The sequence below is a fragment of the Dongia soli genome (genome assembly GCF_034044715.1).
Lineage (GTDB): Bacteria > Pseudomonadota > Alphaproteobacteria > Dongiales > Dongiaceae > Dongia_B > Dongia_B soli.
Map to the genome: position 1 here is coordinate 771,890 of NZ_JAXCLW010000001.1, position 18,278 is coordinate 790,167.

The 18,278-nt window shown below is 61.3% G+C and carries 15 protein-coding genes and 1 pseudogene; 7 read left to right on the forward strand and 9 right to left on the reverse strand.

What is annotated here, in order from left to right; genetic code table 11:
* Positions 1–417: 417 nt before the first annotated feature.
* Together SMD27_RS03450 and SMD27_RS03455 are read right to left on the reverse strand one after the other, a co-directional pair.
* Entirely contained in the window at positions 418–723 is a 306-nt protein-coding gene (locus tag SMD27_RS03450) for a SelT/SelW/SelH family protein (RefSeq protein WP_320506927.1), read from the reverse strand.
* Complete coding sequence (locus SMD27_RS03455) at positions 720–2,030, reverse strand: AmpG family muropeptide MFS transporter (RefSeq protein WP_320506928.1); 1,311 nt, start codon at positions 2,028–2,030, stop codon at positions 720–722. Before SMD27_RS03455 ends, SMD27_RS03450 begins: the two co-directional genes overlap by 4 nt.
* A gap of 391 nt (positions 2,031–2,421) precedes the next feature.
* Between SMD27_RS03455 and SMD27_RS03460 the strand changes: the two genes are divergently transcribed.
* Positions 2,422–2,808, forward strand: a complete 387-nt coding sequence (locus SMD27_RS03460) for a DoxX family protein (protein ID WP_320506929.1) — start codon at positions 2,422–2,424, stop codon at positions 2,806–2,808.
* A gap of 75 nt (positions 2,809–2,883) precedes the next feature.
* Here SMD27_RS03460 and typA read toward each other — a convergent pair whose 3' ends face one another.
* Together typA and SMD27_RS03470 are read right to left on the reverse strand one after the other, a co-directional pair.
* Entirely contained in the window at positions 2,884–4,707 is a 1,824-nt protein-coding gene (gene typA, locus SMD27_RS03465; RefSeq protein WP_320506930.1) for a translational GTPase TypA, read from the reverse strand.
* 210 nt (positions 4,708–4,917) lie between these two features.
* On the reverse strand, positions 4,918–5,910 hold the full coding sequence (locus SMD27_RS03470) for an adenosine kinase (protein WP_320506931.1): 993 nt from the start codon (positions 5,908–5,910) through the stop codon (positions 4,918–4,920).
* A 248-nt stretch (positions 5,911–6,158) separates the two neighbouring features.
* Here SMD27_RS03470 and SMD27_RS03475 point away from each other — a divergent pair, with 248 nt between their 5' ends.
* The 3 genes from SMD27_RS03475 to SMD27_RS03485 all read left to right on the forward strand — a co-directional run bounded on the left by SMD27_RS03475 (position 6,159) and on the right by SMD27_RS03485 (position 8,372).
* On the forward strand, positions 6,159–6,827 hold the full coding sequence (locus tag SMD27_RS03475; RefSeq protein ID WP_320506932.1) for an EI24 domain-containing protein: 669 nt from the start codon (positions 6,159–6,161) through the stop codon (positions 6,825–6,827).
* A 214-nt stretch (positions 6,828–7,041) separates the two neighbouring features.
* Entirely contained in the window at positions 7,042–7,626 is a 585-nt protein-coding gene (locus SMD27_RS03480) for a bactofilin family protein (protein ID WP_320506933.1), read from the forward strand.
* Between the two features lie 233 nt (positions 7,627–7,859).
* On the forward strand, positions 7,860–8,372 hold the full coding sequence (locus SMD27_RS03485; RefSeq protein WP_320506934.1) for a hypothetical protein: 513 nt from the start codon (positions 7,860–7,862) through the stop codon (positions 8,370–8,372).
* A gap of 28 nt (positions 8,373–8,400) precedes the next feature.
* Here SMD27_RS03485 and nth read toward each other — a convergent pair whose 3' ends face one another.
* Entirely contained in the window at positions 8,401–9,045 is a 645-nt protein-coding gene (gene nth / locus SMD27_RS03490) for an endonuclease III (RefSeq protein WP_320506935.1), read from the reverse strand.
* A gap of 207 nt (positions 9,046–9,252) precedes the next feature.
* Here nth and SMD27_RS03495 point away from each other — a divergent pair, with 207 nt between their 5' ends.
* A complete protein-coding gene (locus SMD27_RS03495; RefSeq protein ID WP_320506936.1) occupies positions 9,253–9,756 on the forward strand; it encodes a DUF2244 domain-containing protein in 504 nt (167 codons plus the stop codon).
* A gap of 103 nt (positions 9,757–9,859) precedes the next feature.
* Positions 9,860–10,807, forward strand: coding sequence for a DMT family transporter (locus tag SMD27_RS03500; protein WP_320506937.1), 948 nt, complete (start codon positions 9,860–9,862; stop codon positions 10,805–10,807).
* A 110-nt stretch (positions 10,808–10,917) separates the two neighbouring features.
* On the opposite strand, the pseudogene dapB reads toward SMD27_RS03500, so the two are convergent.
* A pseudogene (gene dapB, locus SMD27_RS03505) lies at positions 10,918–11,709 on the reverse strand (4-hydroxy-tetrahydrodipicolinate reductase); the annotation flags it as partial.
* A gap of 598 nt (positions 11,710–12,307) precedes the next feature.
* Between dapB and SMD27_RS03510 the strand changes: the two are divergent.
* Positions 12,308–13,063 (forward strand): hypothetical protein, encoded by a 756-nt coding sequence (locus SMD27_RS03510; RefSeq protein ID WP_320506938.1) that lies wholly within the window; start codon positions 12,308–12,310, stop codon positions 13,061–13,063.
* A 52-nt stretch (positions 13,064–13,115) separates the two neighbouring features.
* Here SMD27_RS03510 and SMD27_RS03515 read toward each other — a convergent pair whose 3' ends face one another.
* From SMD27_RS03515 to dnaK, 3 genes are all read right to left on the reverse strand, one after another.
* Complete coding sequence (locus tag SMD27_RS03515) at positions 13,116–14,306, reverse strand: carbohydrate porin (protein ID WP_320506939.1); 1,191 nt, start codon at positions 14,304–14,306, stop codon at positions 13,116–13,118.
* A 636-nt stretch (positions 14,307–14,942) separates the two neighbouring features.
* Positions 14,943–16,103, reverse strand: coding sequence for a molecular chaperone DnaJ (dnaJ, locus tag SMD27_RS03520; RefSeq protein WP_320506940.1), 1,161 nt, complete (start codon positions 16,101–16,103; stop codon positions 14,943–14,945).
* A gap of 193 nt (positions 16,104–16,296) precedes the next feature.
* The gene (gene dnaK, locus SMD27_RS03525; RefSeq protein WP_320506941.1) at positions 16,297–18,237 is read right to left on the reverse strand and encodes a molecular chaperone DnaK; all 1,941 of its coding nucleotides are present in this window, start codon (positions 18,235–18,237) and stop codon (positions 16,297–16,299) included.
* Between the last annotated feature and the right edge of the window lie 41 nt (positions 18,238–18,278).

Below are 18,278 nucleotides of genomic sequence, written 5' to 3' on the forward strand. Positions count from 1 at the left end.
TTCTCGCGATGATAGGCCGCCAGGAACTAGGTTTTCATCTCCCTTCATGAACGGGTAGTCCGGCAGACGTTCTTTGGTACTCGCCAGCATGTCGTCGGCGCTATCGACCCCGCACATCTGCCGTCGGAAAGCGCTTCACCGGAAGCTCGGTCGAATTGCCCCGGACTGCAGTCCAGATCGACGATCGGCTCGGGATCATCGACTGCCATCAGGTTTAGCGGTTACCTAGCCGGACGTGTCCGTCCTGTTCGAATTGACGGCAAAGCTCGGCATTCCAATCGGCCGTGATACGGCGCCTCCTGCTTCGATCAACCGTCGCGGTGAGTCGATAGCGGAGTGTGGCCTCGATCGCGCGGAGGCGTATCGAAATCTCGGGCGTGTCGTTGCGAGTCCTCGTCACAATGAAATTGTGATGGATCAGGAGGCCGGATCCCTGCGGTCGGAATGGCCGAGCGGTTTCTCCGGGGCGATGACGTCGCGCAGCCGCTGCTTCACTTCTTTCAGATCGGGGAAACGTCCCTCAGCCTTGCGCGACCAGATCAGGCGGCCCTGGCTGCGGATTTCGAAAATGCCGCCGGTACCCGGGATCAGGGCGACCTCGCCGATTTCATCCTGGAACGTGGTCAACAATTCCTGGGCCATCCAGCCGGCGCGCAGCAGCCATCGGCATTGCGTGCAGAATTCGATTTCAACGCGCGGCAGCGCGGCAGCTTCTTCGCTCATGCCGTCTTCTCCACCAATGTCCGATCGTCGCCCGGATAGAGGCGGCTCAACCAATAGAGCAGCAGCAATCCGGGAACGGCCAGCAAGGCGGTCAAAGCAAAGAATGATGCCCAATCCATCTGATCGGCAAGCCAGCCGCCGCCGGCCGACATCAAGGTGCGGCCATAAGCCATGAAGGAGGTCAGCAGCGCATATTGCGTGGCCGTGAAGGCGATATTGGTGAGGCGCGAAAGATAGGCGACCATCGCCGCACCGGCCGCGCCGCCAGCCAGATTGTCGGCCGTGATCGCCGCGGTCAGTGCATAGAGGTCATGGCCGCGCCAAGCGACGATGCAGAAGGTGAAATTGGTCAAGGCCTGCAGGACGCCGCCGATCATCAGCGTGCGGAACATGCCGATCCGGGCGACCAGGATGCCGCCGATCAGCCCGCCGAGCACCGTCATCCAGACGCCCCAGAGCTTGCTGACCAGAGCGATCTCGGATCCGCTGAATCCCATCGCCGCATAGAACGGATTGGCCATGATGCCACCGATCGCATCGCCGAATTTATAGAACAGGATGAAGACCAGAATGACGACCCAGCCGCGCCGCTGCGCGAAGTCCGCCAGGGGCCGGATCACGGCTTCGGCGGTCCATTCACGGTAGTTTCGGGGTGCCGGCCGCACCGGTTCGGGGGCCCGCGGCGCGATCAGCGTGACAATGGCCGAGAGCAGCATGGCGGCGGCGAGCACGGCAAAGACGATCTGCCAATCCAGATAATCCGAGAGGGCGAGGGCGCCGGCGCCCGCCAGCAGAAGGCCGAGACGGTAGCCGGTCTGGGTGGCGCCAGCGCCAGCACCTTGTTCTTCATCCGCCAGGATCTCGATGCGATAGGCATCGATGACGATATCCTGGCTGGCCGAGAGGAAGGCGACGACCAGCGCGGCCATGGCGGTGCGCAGCGGTGCAATGGCCGGATCGGTATGGCCCATCGCCAGGATCGCCGCCGCCAGCAATATCTGGATGAGAAACAGCCAGGCGCGACGCCGGCCGAGCCACCGCCCCAGCACCGGCAGATGCACTTGGTCGATGATCGGCGACCAGAGGAATTTGAAGGTATAGGGCGTGCCGGTCAGGGCGAAGAGGCCGATCGTCGTCTTATCGACACCGACCTTGGCCAGCCAATAACTAAGCGTCGACAGCGTCAGCAGCAGCGGCAGACCACTGGCGAAGCCCTGGATCAGGACCAGCAGCAGGCGCGGCCGCAGATACATTGCCATGGCTTGGCGCCAGCCGCGCCGGCCGGAAATGGGCGTGGTAACCTGCATGCCGTTATCCTTGTACCCTGCTTGGGCTCGAGCCGCGTAGCCCGAAGCGAATAGTGACGAATCAAAAAGTTAACGACGATATTGGCAAAGGCCTTATGTCCTTGTCGATGGAATTCCTGGACGTTGCATGTAGGTGGAACGCGGCTTGGACTTCGTCGACGCCGGGCGCTGCAGGTCGCCCTCCACATCTTATTGTTCGCCGAAACTGAACAGATCGTCTTTGCCTATGCCTCTGTCCGTGGCAGGCGTGCGAGGTTAGAGAAAGTGGCTTCGCCATTTCTGGCTACCCGGGGGACAGCAGGTCTTCGATAACGACCGGCATGCTAAACGGAGCGGACCGGCGGGTAAAATGCTATAGTCATCACGAATTCATCAGCAAAAGGACAATGCCATGGAAGGCTTGCGAAACACCGCCGCGCTTATCGGACGTATCCTCATCAGCGTCATTTTCTTATGGAGCGGCTTCGGTAAGGTCAGCAATTTCGGCGGCACCGTCGGCTATATCACCTCGGTCGGGCTGCCCGTGCCGGAAGTGGCCGCCGTCATTGCCATCATCGTCGAATTGCTTGGCGGGCTTTGCCTCTTGGTCGGCTTCCAGGCGCGGCTGGCCGCTTTGGCCATCGCCATTTTCACCATCGCGGCGGGCTTTTCCTTCCACACCAATTTCGGCGACATGACGCAGATGATCATGTTCTTCAAGAATCTCGCCATCGCCGGCGGCGCGCTGCAGATCTTCGCTTTCGGGCCCGGCGCCTTCAGCGTGGACAAGGGCCGCTGAAGCATCGCTTCATCCGCAAAAGGAAACGGCGGCCTGAAAAGGCCGCCGTTTTTTTATCGCGTGTAGAGAGGATGCTTAGACCGCTTCCGCCTGGCGGCTAGCCTTCTTGCGATCATGCGGATTGAGGAGCGCCTTGCGCAGCCGGATCGATTTCGGCGTGACTTCGACGAGCTCGTCATCCTCGATATAAGCGATCGCCTTTTCCAAGGTCATGAGGCGCGGCGGGGTCAGACGCACGGCTTCATCCTTCGAGGTCGTGCGGATATTCGTCAGCTGCTTCGACTTCAGCGGATTGACTTCGAGATCATTGCCGCGGCTATGCTCGCCGATGATCATGCCTTCATAGGTCTCGACGCCACCGCCGACGAAAAGCGGTCCGCGCTCTTCGAGATACCATAGCGCATAGGCAACCGTCGTGCCCTGGGAGTTCGAAATTAGCACGCCGTTGCGGCGGCCTTCGATCGGACCCTTATAGGGCGCGTAGGAATGGAACAGGCGGCTCATCACGCCGGTGCCACGCGTATCGGTGAGGAACTCGCCGTGATAACCGATCAGGCCGCGTGCCGGACAATGGAAAATGAGACGGGTCTTGCCGCCGCCCGACGGCTTCATCTCGGTCATCTCGCCCTTGCGCTGACCGAGCTTGTCGATGACCACGCCGGTGAATTCCTCATCGACGTCGATCACCACTTCCTCGATCGGCTCCAGGCGCTGGCCGGTCGCGGGATCGGTCTGGAAAAGGACACGCGGGCGGCTGATCGAGAGCTCGAAACCCTCGCGCCGCATCTGCTCGATCAAGACGCCGAGCTGTAATTCGCCACGCCCCGCAACCTGGAAGGCGTCGGCACCCGCCGTTTCCGTGATGCGGATGGCGACATTGCCTTCGGCTTCGCGCATCAGCCGCGCACGGATCATACGGCTCGTCACCTTGTCGCCTTCGCGGCCGGCCAGCGGGCTGTCATTGACCGAGAAGGTCATGGCCAGTGTCGGCGGATCGATGTCCTTCGAGGGGATCGGCGCCTCGACTTCGGGGACGCAGATGGTGTCTGCGACGGTGGTATCCTCGAGGCCGGCGATGGCGATGATGTCGCCCGCTTCGGCTTCTTCCACCGGCACCCGCTCGATGCCGCGGAAGGCCAGCAGCTTGGTCAAACGCGCGGTCTGCACGACCGTGCCGTCCTGGCGCATCGCCTTGACGTTCAGATTCATCGTCGCCTTGCCGGTATAGATACGACCGGTCAGTACGCGACCGAGATAGTTGTCGTATTCCAGCGTCGTTACCAGCATGGAGAACGGCTTGTCGGCTTCCACTTTCGGTGCCGGGACGTGGCGCACGATCAGATCGAACAACGGCGTCAGATCCGTGCGTTCGGCTTCCAGGCTCTCCGCCGCCCAGCCCTGGCGCGACGAGGCGAACAGGGTGGGGAAATCGAGCTGCTCGTCGGTGGCGCCCAGTGCCGAGAAAAGATCGAAAACCTGGTCGTGGACTTCATGCGGCTGGGCGTCCGGGCGGTCGCATTTGTTGATGACGACGATCGGGCGCAGGCCGAGAGCCAGCGCTTTCGAGGTCACGAACTTGGTCTGCGGCAGCGGGCCTTCGGCGGAATCGACCAGGACCACGACGCCGTCAACCATGCTGAGGATGCGTTCCACCTCGCCGCCGAAATCGGCGTGGCCCGGCGTGTCAACGATGTTAAGACGGGTTTCCTTCCACTGCACCGAGGTGCATTTGGCGAGAATGGTGATGCCGCGTTCGCGTTCCAGGTCGTTGGAATCCATCACCCGTTCTGCGACCTGCTGATTGGCGCGGAACGAGCCGGATTGCTTGAGCAACTGATCGACCAAAGTGGTTTTGCCATGGTCGACGTGCGCGATGATGGCGATATTTCGTAACTGCATGATAGGCGTATCCAAATTCAAAGAAGCATGGAACAGGTCACGGCCCAGACCTTACAGGTCGGCTGTGACAGTCAGTTGAGCGATGGCAAAGAAGCAGGCCCATAGCTTGTGCTTTGGGACCTGGGCTTCAGGAGCCGGAGCGTTACAGCGTCGGAGGCGTTCCGGACAGACGGTCAGAGGCATAGCGCATGGCGTTCGCTCCTGCTTTCCTCAACCGAGCTTGCTCAGCAGCAATTCGCTGAGCGGCGTTTCCGGCCGCGCGCCGAAGTGTGAAATCACCTCGGCAGCGGCAAGGGCGGCGATGCGGCCGCAATCCGCGAAATCACGGCCCTGGGTGTAGCCATAGAGAAAACCGGCCGCATAGAGATCCCCGGCGCCCGTCACATCGACGACGCGATCGACCGGAAAAGCAGCTACTTCGATCACGTTATCGCCGGCGACGATCAGTGAGCCCTTCGCGCTGCGGGTCAGGGCGGCGATGTCGCAGGCTTCGCGCGTCAGGGCGACCGCCTCGTCGTAATTGTCCGTCTGCCACAGCGCCTTGATTTCCGATTCATTGGCGAAGAGCACATCGACATGCTCGCGGACCAACTTTTGGAATTCGGCGAGATGACGAGTCACGCAGAACGAGTCCGAGAGCGAGAGCGAGACTTCACGGCCAGCATCATGGGCGATCCGCGCCGCCTTCAGGAAAGCTTCCTTGGCCGCCGGCGGATCCCACAGATAGCCTTCCAAATAGGTGACCTTGCTGCGGGTAATCAGATCGGCATCGATATCGTCCGGCGTCAGTTCCACGCAGGCGCCGAGATAGGTGCTCATCGTGCGTTCCGCGTCCGGGGTCACCATGATCATGCAGCGCGCCGTCGGCGTCAGTGATTTGGCACTCGGTGTTTCGAAATAGACGCCGTTGGCGTGAATGTCGTGGCGGAAGATGCCGCCCAGCTGGTCGTTGCCGACCTTGCCGATATAAGCGCCCTTGCCGCCCAGGCTGGCGATGCCGGCAATGGTATTGGCTGCGGAACCGCCCGAGACTTCGACACCGGCGCCCATGGCATCATAGAGCGCGGCCGAGCGCTCCGCATCGACCAGCATCATCGCCCCTTTGGTCAGGCCGAGCCGCGTCATGACATCTTCCTCGGTATGCGCGAGCACATCGACAATGGCATTGCCGATACCGACGACATCCACAAACTTGTCGGACATGAATGACTTCCTCGGGTAGCATGAACTCGGGTAACAAAACACCTCGGTTGCCGGCGTGAAGCGCGGCCCGATAATGGCGGCGCAGTATAGTGCAGTGCAAACAAGGCACAAGCCTCGCGCTCGCCGGGCCGCCGCGCAATTTCGGCAGTGCTCGCCGAGACCAGTCCAGTTCCCATCAGTTTGCCCATTGCGCCCTGGGACCTGGCTCCTTACATTCTAGCAACCAACTGACATAAAAGGGAAAACCCGTGCTCAGCGCCGTTGTGAAGGCTTTATCGCAGCTCAGCGACCCTCCAATCCGACGCGTTATAACCCTGACATTGCTTTTGGCTATTCTGGCAATCGCCCTCCTCCTGGCGCTGGCCTGGTGGCTGGTCGGCTGGCTCAGCGGCCTGCAGGGTTTGTGGGGCGAGGCCGCCCAGTTCGGCGGTATCCTCGCAACCATCGTCGTCGCCTGGTTCACCTTTCCCGCCCTCTCCGCCACCATCGCCAGCCTGTTTTCCGATGACGTCGTCGATGCAGTGGAAGCGCGATACTATCCCGGCAAGCCACCCGCGAAGCAGGTGCCAATTATGGCGTCGATATGGGACGGGCTGAAACTGGCGGGGCTGTCGCTGCTGATCAACCTGGTCGCCCTTCCCTTCCTGTTCGTTCCACCGCTTTACGCGGTGATTTCCTGGGGAGTGGGCGGTTATCTGCTGGGGCGGGAATATTTTGAGATGGTCGCCTTCCGTCGGTTGAGCCGCCCGGACGCCCATCACCTTCTTCGGCAGTATCGCGGCCGCTTCACTATGGCCGGCGTCCTGATTGCCATCGTGCTAACAATTCCTATCGTCAACCTCATTGCACCAGTGATTGCCACAGCTTTTATGGTGCATTTAGCTGAATCTGTGGTAAATCAAAGAGGTATACGGTGAATCCGGGGGTCGCTTCGGCGAGTCGGAGGAACCGGCCGGTGGCACGGGTTACGGGGTGCCGCCGCCTGTGTCAGCCATCATCCAGGGGATTCCTTTCCGCAGGTTGAAGGTACCACGGGCAGTCTCCCAGGGATGGTTAATGGGAGACGTTCCTAGGGGGACACTCGGACGAAAAGGTAGGAATATGTTTGGCAAGAAAAAGGATTCAGACGCCGTGACGCAGCCGACTACCGAGACCGGCCAAGACACCGGCCGCAGCAGCTATTTGAAGCCGGATGCTTCTTCCGCCGCCAGCGGCGTAAGTCGGCCGGCTTCGAATCCCGACATCTCCCGTCGGCCGCCGGATCTGAGCGCTTTCGCGCCGCGCCGTGCCGATACGCCGGCCACCTCTCCCGCCGCCAGCAGCACGCCGGCTTCTACGGGAACCCAGGGTGCCGGCGAGATGAAGAAGCTGATCGTCGGTCGCGAGATCAACCTGAATGGTGAAGTCCGCAATTGCGACAGCCTCGTGGTCGAAGGCACGGTGGAAGCCGTGCTGAGCGATTGCCGCAGCATCGAATTGGCGCCAAGCGGCCAGTTCAAGGGGTCGGCAAATGTTGAAGCCGCCGATGTCAGCGGTCGTTTCGACGGCGAGCTGACGGTGAACGGCCGCCTTACCGTGCGGTCGACCGGCAAAGTTCTCGGCAAAGTCTATTACGGCCAATTGGAAATCGAACGTGGCGGCATTCTGTCCGGCACGGTCGAAGCATTGCCGGAGACGGCCCGCGCCGCCGGCATCACCGGCGACAAGCTGGTCTAACACCAAACTGCGGCGAAGCGGCTGGGGCCGCATCGCCGCGGTGAAGGTGACCTTGCGGGTCATGATTGCGGCGACGGATGGCAAAATCGTCGCCGGCATCATCAGGCGGTAACCATCCTTTAGTAAAGCGCCGGCTATTCTGTCGGGCGAAAGGATGCGGCAGGGTCGCCAAACGATCGCCGTATCGTCAATCGGAATCAGGTCCGGCTATCGGGCCATAAAGGGGGCATGTGATGGGTGGCTTCAGCACCTGTCGCAGCATTGTTGGGGAAAGTTCATCGTCGCGGCGAGCCGTAACGACGTTGCTGTCGTTGTGTTTCGCCAGCTTGCTGCTGGCGGCCTGCCAGAGCGCGGGCGATCCGGTCGGCACCCCGGTGACCTCCAAGACCAAGACTTCCCAGAACTCGGCAATGGCCAAGGTGGAAACACCGGCAGGCAAGACCGATTGGCTTAACGGTGAAGATCTGGTCGGCCTGGCGGATCGCGATGTTTCGGCTGCCCTGGGCACCCCAACCCATATCCGGAAGGATGACCCGGCCGAAATCTGGCAATACAGCAGCCAGGATTGCGTGCTGGATTTCTACCTTTATCAGGCGGGCGGCGGCATGCAGGTCGCTTATGTGGAAGCCCGCGACCGCATGGCCCAGGCCGAACGGGCCGATCGCTGCGTCCATTCGCTGCTCAGCAGCGGCGATCCCGCGGTGAAAACAGCCAAGATCGAAAAAACCGCCGACGCCAGCCAGTAATAGCCCGGATCGCAGCCGGGCCTTGGCACTATCCTTCGATCAAGGTCTTGCCCTTGAACTGGCAAATTTCGCGCACCACGCAGATCGAACAATCCGGCTTGCGCGCCTTGCAGATATAGCGGCCATGCAGGATCAGCCAGTGATGGGCATGGCGCCTATATTTGACCGGAACCTTCTTCTCCAAGGCAAGCTCAACCGCGAGCGGCGTCTTGCCGGGGGCCAGGCCTGTGCGATTGCAGACTCGGAAGAGATGGGTGTCGACGGCGATGGTGGGATGGCCGAAGGCGATATTCAGGACTACATTGGCCGTTTTCCGGCCCACGCCGGGCAATTCCTGCAAGGCGTCCCGATCCTCAGGCACCTTGCCGCCATATTTCTCAATCAGCATTTCCGACAGGCGGATGACATTCTTTGCCTTGGTGTTGAAAAGGCCGATCGTCTTGATATAGCCCTTCAGCTTCGCCTCGCCGAGCTTCACCATTTTCTCCGGCGTATCGGCGACTTTAAAGAGCGGCTCCGTCGCCTTATTGACTGAGACATCGGTCGCCTGGGCGGAGAGAGCGACCGCCACCAGCAAGGTATATGGATTGATATAATTCAGCTCGGCCTTCGGTTCCGGATTGGCGGCCGCGAGGCGTGCGAAAAACGCCTCGATCTGGTCTTTCTTCAGCATCTACTCCCCATTGGGCCGCCCGGTCAGCTTGTCGGCCGCGGCCTTGTCGCCCCGTTGCGCGCTTGCCCGGCATGGCATATGCCCGGCCTGCAACCCCATCTGGCGCCTGCCGTGGCTTCAACCCATCGACGCGGGAGTCTATACTGCCTCCCTATGAACGACCAGAAGCGACATCCTTCTTCCGGCGACTCGTCTCCCGATGACGGGGTGCAAAGCGGCGGGGTTGGGCCAGGGGCCGCCGACCGGAACGGCCATCCGGTCTTCGAGGCGGTCCTCTATCCCCATCGCAGTCTATCGCCCCGGGGCTTCGTCATTCTCATCGCCGTCACCGGCATCGTCGGCTTCGTCTATGGAGTGGCTTTTCTGCTGATGGGCGCCTGGCCGATCTTCGGCTTTTGCGGCACGGAATGGCTGCTCTTCATCTATCTCTTCCGCAAGCATCTGAAGGGCGACCGCAGCGCCGAAAGGCTGCGTCTTTACGACGACCGCTTTACCGTCGAAACGATCTCGCCGAAAGGCGAGGTCCAGCGCTACCGGTTCCAGCCCTATTGGCTGCAGGTCATTCTCGACCGGCCGGACGAGCCGGATAATGCCCTCTATCTCAGGTCCCATGGCAAACAATTGCAGATCGGCGCTTTTCTCAGCCCTCAGGAGCGCCGTGATATCGCCGGCGAGCTACGACATGTCCTGACACGCTGGCGCACCGCCTGAATATTCCGATCGCATAATCCTCCTCACCAGCAGAAAGCCGACCCGGCCGATGTCCATCGCCAATGACTCAAACCCGCCTGCGGCGCCGCGCCCGGACAAGGCAATGGCGATCGGGGGAGTCCCGCCGGCGGCGATCCGGCATCCGCAATTTGCCGATTTCGCGTTGCTCTGCTTTCTCGCGTTTCTCTGGGGCTCATCGTTTCTCGCCATCAAGATCGCCGTCGATGACGGCCTGCCGCCGATGTCGCTGGCAACCTACCGCATCGCTATCGGCGCCGTGGTTCTCTGCAGCCTCGCTTGCGCCAAGGGGCAAGCCTGGCCGCGTGGCCGCCACCTGTGGCGGCGTTTGACTTTCCTCGGCGTCATCGGCAACTCGCTGCCCTTCTTCCTGATCGGCTGGGGCGAGCAATATACGCCGTCCAATCTGGCGGCGATCCTGATGGCGGTGATTCCGATCTTCGTCGTCGTCCTGGCGCATCTGATGACACCGGACGAGAAACTGACCTTCGGCAAGAGCGTCGGTGTCGGCATAGCGCTGGTCGGTGTGGTCGTGCTGGTCGGCGTCGATGCCTTGCAGGGCATCGGCCAATCGGTGATCGGGCAATTGGCGATCCTCGGTGGAACGCTCAGTTATTCGCTCTACGGCGTCAATACGCGCCGCCTGCCGACGATGGGGCCGGAAATGACGGTTGGCACCATTCTGCTGATGGGCTTTCTGACCTTGCTGCCGGTCTGGCTGGTGCATGACAGACCCTGGGAGATCCACCATACCCGCCCCGCCATTCTGGTGATCCTTTGGCTGGGCCTCATCTCGACCGCTTTTGGCAATCTGCTGTTCTTTTTGATTCTGCGGCGGGTGGGCGCCGGCTTTGCCGCCTTCAACAATTATCTCGTGCCGGTGATGGGAATCGGCTGGGGCTTTTTCTGGCTTGGCGAAAAGCCGGGCTGGAATGCACTACTGGCCCTGCTCATGATTCTCAGCGGCCTGGCGGCGACACGCTTCCTGAGCGCACCAGCTGCGTGGCGGCGCAACGCCGGATCCGGCAGTTAAAGGCCTATGAGCAGTTAAAAACCGACGAGCCGCGCTCAACCGCCGCTGCCGTTTGCGCCGCCATTACCGTCCTGACCGCCGCCATTCGTCGCGGCCCCGCTGATGCCGAAACCGAGCACGTCGCGCATATCGTAAAGGCCCGGTTTCTTGCCGGCCACCCAGAGCACCGCCCGCACCGCACCGCGGGCGAAGATCTCGCGGTTCGACGCCTTATGGGTGATCTCCACGCGCTCGCCATCGGCGGCAAAAATCACTGTGTGATCGCCGACGACATCGCCGCCGCGCAAAGCCGCGAAACCGATTTCCCCGCGCTGGCGCGGTCCGACTTGGCCCTCCCGGGAACGGCGCGCCACCCGGCGAAGCGCCACATTGCGGCCGCGCGCCGCCGCTTCCCCCAAAGCCAGCGCGGTGCCGGATGGCGCATCGACCTTGTGGCGATGATGCATCTCGACGATTTCGATATCCCAATCGACGTCGAGGATACGGGCGACCTCCTCCACGATCTGCTCCAGCAGATTGATGCCGAGGCTCATATTCGAGGCGAGGACGATCGCCGTGCGTTGCGCCGCCCGTCCGATCGCGGCGATCTGATCCGAATCCAGGCCGGTGGTGCCGATCACATGGGCGCAACCCCATTTAGCCGCGAGACCGGCATGCACGACAGTTGCCGACGGATTGGTAAAATCCAGCACCACATTGGCGGTTTCGAACAGGATCGCCGGATCTTCCGTGACCGAGATGCCGAGCGGCTCGGCCCCGGCGAGAGCGCCGAGATCCTGGCCGAGCGCGGGCGAGCCGCGCCGTTCGGTACCCCCGACCACCATGACACCGGGCGCGTTGATCAGCATCTTCAGCAGCATCTGGCCCATACGGCCGCCACAACCGACGATACCCACCTTGATTGCGCCATTGCTCGACCGGCGCATGACGATCGGCTTGGCTCCCGGAGCGGGCTTGGCGGCAGAAACTTTTGGCGCTGCCGGCTTGGCGGGCGCCGGAGTCGGAGGCGAAGCCGGTTTTGCAGCCGGCGCTTTCTCGGCAGCCGGCTTGGCCGCCGGCCGCTCCGCGATACGCGGCGAGGAACCCGTTTCCGGCTTAGCTTTCGCTTTTTCCTTCAAAAGCTTAACAGGCTTTGGCGACACCTTCGGCAGAGCTTTCTTGGGACTGGATTTGGCCGCCGGCTGGGCCCTTTGCGGCTTCGATGCTTTCTTCGTTGCCATAAATCCCCCGAAATTATTTTGCGTATCTAAGCGAGTTCGGGCCGGTTGGGCAACAGGCGCTTGGGGACAGGGCCCTGAAAGCCCCCCTCTTTTATACCCTTGCTCGAGGCGGCTTCCGTGCCGTCTGAGCTGCTATCCGGTGCCCGCTTGAATTGTGCGGGGACGACTTGCGGTCTTGCCGGCCGATCCTTAGGCTGCGGGCGGGGAGAAAGCGTGGTTGGGAGCGGCACCGTCAGGAGTTGCACCATCGGAGAACCGCGCCATGGGCACTGCGTGACATATGATGAAACGGTTTTGCGCACTTGTTATCTGCCTGTTGCTGACCGGATGTTCGCTCTGGCCCTGGTCCGCGGATGAAGAAACGACGACCGCGATCCCAACCATCGGCGTCATCAGCGCCTTGAGCGAGCGCATTACCCTTGCCCAGGTCAATAGTGTCGGCTGGGAAAAGAGCAGCTACCAGTTTCCCCTGGAAGATTGGCAGATCGATGCAACAGCGTCGTCCGAAGCAGAGCGCCTACTGCGGAAACGCGGCTATGATGTCCGGCCGGTCCGGTACGACCGCAAGGCATTCAGCGCCAATGCGCTGGGCGGACCGGTTGCCCGCGGCGGATTGCTGGACCGCAAACGACCGGCCTTGGCGCCGGTCATCCGATCCGCGGTTCAGCCCAATGATCTCGACTTGTATCTTGTCCTGGTCGAAGCCTCGGTTCCCCTGGGCGCGCTTGACCCGCACGGCGTGGCGCTCCTGCGCCTCGGCGGCGAACCGACCGCCGTCGCGCTTTATCATGCCTTCCTGATCGATGGCCATACTGGCGAAACAGTGGAAGATATCCACGCTGAGCCACTGGGCAATGGCTGGTACCAGCTGGCCCGCGTTGATGGTCCTTATGCGGAAATGCATAAATCCGTTTGGCCCAAGCCGATCACCGCCTGGACCGCCTCGCAGCGCCAGGATTTCCAGGCGAAGATCGAGGATCTGCTTCATCCCAGCCTGCGGAAAACGCTGGATCAACTCGACCTTGACCGGCGATAGATCGCGTTGCTCGCGGCTTGCCCGACGCCATGCGCGATGCGCCAAGCGTCATTCAAAAGTTTGCTGATGTCTTCAGGCCGAGCACAACCGCATCATTGTTATGGCTGGCGCCGCCGGGATCGAGAATGTATTGCGCATTCGGCCGGATTTGCAGGCCGCGGATCGGACGGACCGTATAGTAGAGCTCGAAAACATATTCGGAATGCTGCCGCTCGGCATCCTCATTGCCTTCCGCATTGGCAACCCGGTCATTGACATGTGTCGTGCCGACGGCGAGGGCGACATCGTCATCAGGCCGGAAGGAAAAGGGGCCGGTATAGACGGCACCAAGGGCGATCTGCCGGTCCGTGGTGGCCGTTCGGGTATCGGTGAAGACGGCATTTAGGAAGAGATTGAGGCCGCCTTTGGGATTCCCCGTATCCGTATGGGTAATCTGCTGTTGAAAATTGATGTAGCCGCCGAAACGGCCGCGCTCGTGATTGGCTTCGACACCAGGATTATCCGCGGTCACCGTATTGTCTTCGTTGACCACATCCGGCACGCGGGCAGTATCGCCCCAGGCGCCGAATTTATAGCTGCCCGGCAACTTGCCATTGCCAAAGACCGGCAGCCAGGCGAATTCGACCGGGATCAGCACGCCTTTGGAATCGGGATAGAAGCGCGGCGTAATCGCATCTTCGCTGGTGGCGTATTTCGGGTTTTCGTCATAGAAGCCGATCTGAGCATAGCCGAAGGAGCCTAGCCGAAGCTTAGCCCTGGTGCCCCATTGGCTGACCGGCCAGGTGAAGATGTAATCGCCAACCACGTTCCCCGGCGCCGAGCCACAGAAGGTTAGATTCTGGAAATCGCAACTGAAGGCGGCGAAGTCCTCGCCGATGGTCAAGCGCCCGATCTTCCAATCAAGGATGCGATCGAAATAATCCTGGGCGTACCAGAATTGCGTCAGCCGCCAGGTCTGGCCCCGGCCATAGACTTCCTGCACTTCCTGTAGCGTGCCGAGATTGGCGTTCTTGCTTAGATTGTTGCCGTTGCGGCTGGTGAAGGAGACCTGGAACTTGGCGTCGTGGATGCCGAACAGCTTGTCGAAATCGAAGGTCGAGCCGAAGGTCCACTGATCGGTGTAATCCCATTTCGTCGCATCGCCGCCCCTGAGATTGGAGGCGAATTCGCTGACATAGCCCAATTGCAGGTCGACCCCATCATCGCGCAATTTGGTGCGGAGCCCACCCCAATCTCCAAGCATCCACGAGTCCGGGCCGGGATCTGGCTTCGCCACCGGCGGCGGTCTTGCCGCGTCATCGTCAGCGTGAGCCGCAGCGACGGTCAGAAAGATTGCGCAGAAAAGCATCACGACTCGTCGCGAGTCCGTTCGCCGGCTTTCAGCACGACGATGCGAGGCGGCAATTGTTTTTGGATCTATTGGCGTTTGAGCGGCCGGCTTTTGCGGAGGACCAAAGACGGGGGCGAAACGACGGCCTTCATGAGCCATGTCAAATAGTCTCCCCCACGGGGTTCAACCTTGGCAGATGGGCCACGAATAAAGTGCTGATGTGTGTCAAAGGTTGCCGCGGCTCTCGCCGGCCGGCAAATCGGCTGGGACGGCATTGGCTTTGCACAAGCGAAGCGCTGCAGGGATCTGAGGCTGCGATCTACCGGTTGCAACGACTGCGGTTGCGGTCCAGCGGGATTTGCCAAAACGGATCAGGCAGGGCGACCTGCCTTCTGTGGTGAAGCCACAGTTCAGGCTGGAGAAGTCCCGCTTCCATCTGAAAGCTCGATCGCCGCTACTCTATTGATAGAGCCGGTGGAGAGAGCGATGGCCTTGTCCGTCACACAGCGGAAGAAAAGAGCGCGATGCTGTGCGCGCTCCTCTTTGATCCTAGTCGCGGCTGGCGTCGAAGAATTCTTTCACCCGGGCGAAGAAGCCATCCGATTCCGGCGACTGCTTGCCGGATTTCGCGCTTTCGGCGACGAATTGCTCCAGCAGGTCTTTCTGCTTCTTGGTAAGGTGCACCGGCGTTTCGACCACGACTTCCGCATACATATCGCCGCGGCTCGGTGAGCGCAGCACCGACATGCCTTTGCCCTTGAGCCGGAACTGCTGGCCGTTCTGGGCCCCGGCCGGAATACTCACCTTGGCCCGGCCGCCATCCACCGTCGGAATTTCGATTTGACCGCCCAGCGCCGCCGTGGTCATCGGAATGGGTACCCGGCAATAGATATCGGCACCATCGCGCTGGAACAACCGATGGGGTTTGACGGTGAGGAAGATATAGAGATCGCCCGCCGGCGCCCCGCGCATGCCCGCTTCGCCCTCACCTGCGAGACGGATGCGGGTGCCGTCTTCGACCCCGGCCGGAATCGACACCTGCAGGGTCTTTTCCTTGGCGATGCGACCCTGGCCGTGGCAGTTAGTGCAGGCCTTTTCAATCACCTTGCCGCCGCCGCCGCAGGTTTGACAGGTCCGCTCGATCGTGAAGAAACCCTGCGTCGCCCGCACTCGGCCATGGCCGTGGCATGTCGGACAGGTGACCGGCTGCGCGCCTTTTTCACCGCCAGTCCCTTGGCATGCATCGCATTGAATCGAGGTCGGCACCCGGATCGTTGCCTGCTTGCCATGGAACGCGTCTTCCAGGCTGACTTCCATGTTGTAACGCAGATCGCCGCCGCGGCCCCGGGCCTGGCCGCCGCCGCCGCGCCGCCCGCCCATGAATTCGCCGAACATCTCGTCAAAGATGTCGGCAAAGCCCGAGCCGGTGAAATCGAAGCCGGCGCCATTGCCGAAGGGATTGCCGCCGCGGGCGCCGCCGCCATTCTCGAAGGCGGCGTGACCGAAGCGATCATAAGCTGCCCGCCTTTGCTCGTCCTTCAGAATGTCATAGGCTTCGTTGACTTCCTTGAACTTCTGCTCAGCCGACTTGTCACCCGGATTGCGGTCCGGATGATACTGCATGGCCATCTTGCGATAGGCCTTTTTGAGATCATCGGCTGAGGCGGATTTCTCCACGCCCAGAAGATCGTAATAGTCTTGCTTCGACATCGGCTCAAAAATTCATGAAATTCGGTTGCTCATCGTCCCATGAAAGTGTGGACGAAAGATTGATTCCCCATCGCCCGGCCCCTGCCGCACTAACGCCGCGGAAATAACAGTGGCCCCTCGCCCGCCTGTCATGGGCAGATCGAGGGGCCATCCGGATGTTATTTGCGCAGATGCCCTGGCATTCCGCCGCTCCTTAGGCCGATTTGCCTTTCCGCTCATCGACTTCTTCGAAATCGGCATCCACAACCTTATCGTCGCCCGAGCCGCCGGCCGACTCACCGCCGGTGGCGCCACCGGCAGGCTGACCGTCGCCGGCTTCGCCCGCGGCTTGGCTTGCCTTGTAGAGCGCTTCACCGACCTTCATGACCGCCTGGGTCAGCGCATTGGTCTTGGCTTCGATCGCCTCGACATCCTCGCCGTCCTTGACGCTCTTCAGCTCAGCCACCGCCGCTTCGACCGCCGACTTGTCGGCTGCGGCGATCTTGTCGCCGGATTCCGACAGTTGTTTTTCGGCGCTGTGGATCAGAGCTTCCGCCTGGTTCCGGGCCTCGACCAGCGCCTTGCGCTTCTTGTCCTCGGCGGCATGCGCCTCGGCATCCTTCACCATCTTTTCGATATCGGCGTCGTTGAGACCGCCTGAGGCCTGGATGCGGATCTGCTGCTCCTTGCCGGTGGCCTTGTCCTTCGCCGAGACATTGACGATGCCGTTGGCGTCGATGTCGAAAGTGACCTCGATCTGCGGCACGCCGCGCGGTGCTGCCGGAATGCCCATCAGGTCGAACTGGCCGAGGATCTTGTTATCCGCCGCCATCTCGCGCTCGCCCTGGAAGACGCGGATCGTCACCGCCGTCTGGCCGTCTTCCGCGGTCGAGAAGACCTGCGACTTCTTGGTCGGGATCGTGGTGTTGCGATCGATCAGCCGGGTGAAGACACCGCCCAGGGTTTCGATGCCGAGCGACAGCGGTGTCACATCCAGCAGCAACACGTCCTTGACGTCGCCCTTCAGGACGCCGCCCTGGATGGCCGCACCAACCGCCACGACTTCGTCCGGGTTGACGCCGCGATGCGGCTCACGGCCGAAGAATTCCTTCACCTTCTCGATGATCTTCGGCATGCGGGTCATACCGCCGACCAGGATCACCTCGTTGATGTCGCTGGCCTTCAGGCCGGCATCCTTCAGCGCCTTGCGGCACGGCTCGATGGTACGCTCGACCAGCTCTTCCACCAGAGCTTCCAGCTTGGCGCGGGTCAGCTTGATGTTGAGATGCTTCGGGCCCGACTGATCGGCCGTGATGAAAGGCAGGTTGACTTCAGTCTGCATTGAGCTCGAAAGTTCGATCTTGGCCTTTTCAGCGGCTTCCTTCAGACGCTGCAAGGCGAGCTTGTCCTTCCGCAGGTCAATGCCCTGCTCTTTCTTGAATTCGTCGGCGAGATAATCGATGACGCGGGCGTCGAAATCCTCACCGCCCAGGAAGGTATCGCCATTGGTCGACTTCACTTCGAAGACGCCATCACCGATTTCCAGGACCGAGATATCGAAAGTACCGCCGCCAAGGTCATAGACCGCAACGGTGCCGCTGCCCTTCTTCTCCATGCCGTAAGCGAGCGCTGCCGCGGTCGGCTCGTTGATGATGCGCAGCACTTCGAGACCGGCGATCTTGCCGGCATCCTTGGTCGCCTGGCGCTGGCTGTCGTTGAAGTAAGCGGGAACAGTGATGACCGCCTGGGTCACTTTTTCGCCAAGGTAATTCTCGGCGGTTTCCTTCATCTTCTGCAGGATGAAGGCGGAGACCTGCGACGGTGAATAATTCTTGCCATGGGAGTTGACCCAGGCATCGCCATTGTCGCCGGCGACGATCTTATAGGGAACCAGGCCCATATCCTTCTGCGTCAGCGGATCGTCGAAACGGCGGCCGATCAGACGCTTGATCGCAAACAGGGTGTTTTCCGGGTTGGTCACCGCCTGGCGCTTCGCGGCCTGGCCGACGAGACGTTCGCCGGAATCGGTGAAGGCCACCATCGACGGCGTGGTGCGCGCGCCTTCGGCATTCTCGATCACCCGCACGTCCTTGCCATCCATCACGGCGACGCAGGAATTGGTAGTGCCGAGGTCGATACCGATAACTTTGCTCATGTCATCCTCTTCGGTTCAGCAGACCCCCAACGTAGCCTTCC

Coding starts and splice junctions, on each gene's coding strand:
- dnaK (WP_320506941.1), bottom strand. CDS start 18,237: ATGAGCAAAGTTATCGGTATCGACCTCGGCACTACCAATTCCTGCGTC.
- SMD27_RS03485 (WP_320506934.1), top strand. CDS start 7,860: ATGGGTGGCTTCAGCACCTGTCGCAGCATTGTTGGGGAAAGTTCATCG.
- SMD27_RS03460 (WP_320506929.1), top strand. CDS start 2,422: ATGGAAGGCTTGCGAAACACCGCCGCGCTTATCGGACGTATCCTCATC.
- typA (WP_320506930.1), bottom strand. CDS start 4,707: ATGCAGTTACGAAATATCGCCATCATCGCGCACGTCGACCATGGCAAA.
- SMD27_RS03515 (WP_320506939.1), bottom strand. CDS start 14,306: ATGCTTGGAGATTGGGGTGGGCTCCGCACCAAATTGCGCGATGATGGG.
- nth (WP_320506935.1), bottom strand. CDS start 9,045: ATGCTGAAGAAAGACCAGATCGAGGCGTTTTTCGCACGCCTCGCGGCC.
- dnaJ (WP_320506940.1), bottom strand. CDS start 16,103: ATGTCGAAGCAAGACTATTACGATCTTCTGGGCGTGGAGAAATCCGCC.
- SMD27_RS03500 (WP_320506937.1), top strand. CDS start 9,860: ATGGCGATCGGGGGAGTCCCGCCGGCGGCGATCCGGCATCCGCAATTT.
- SMD27_RS03510 (WP_320506938.1), top strand. CDS start 12,308: ATGATGAAACGGTTTTGCGCACTTGTTATCTGCCTGTTGCTGACCGGA.
- SMD27_RS03455 (WP_320506928.1), bottom strand. CDS start 2,030: ATGCAGGTTACCACGCCCATTTCCGGCCGGCGCGGCTGGCGCCAAGCC.
- SMD27_RS03450 (WP_320506927.1), bottom strand. CDS start 723: ATGAGCGAAGAAGCTGCCGCGCTGCCGCGCGTTGAAATCGAATTCTGC.
- SMD27_RS03470 (WP_320506931.1), bottom strand. CDS start 5,910: ATGTCCGACAAGTTTGTGGATGTCGTCGGTATCGGCAATGCCATTGTC.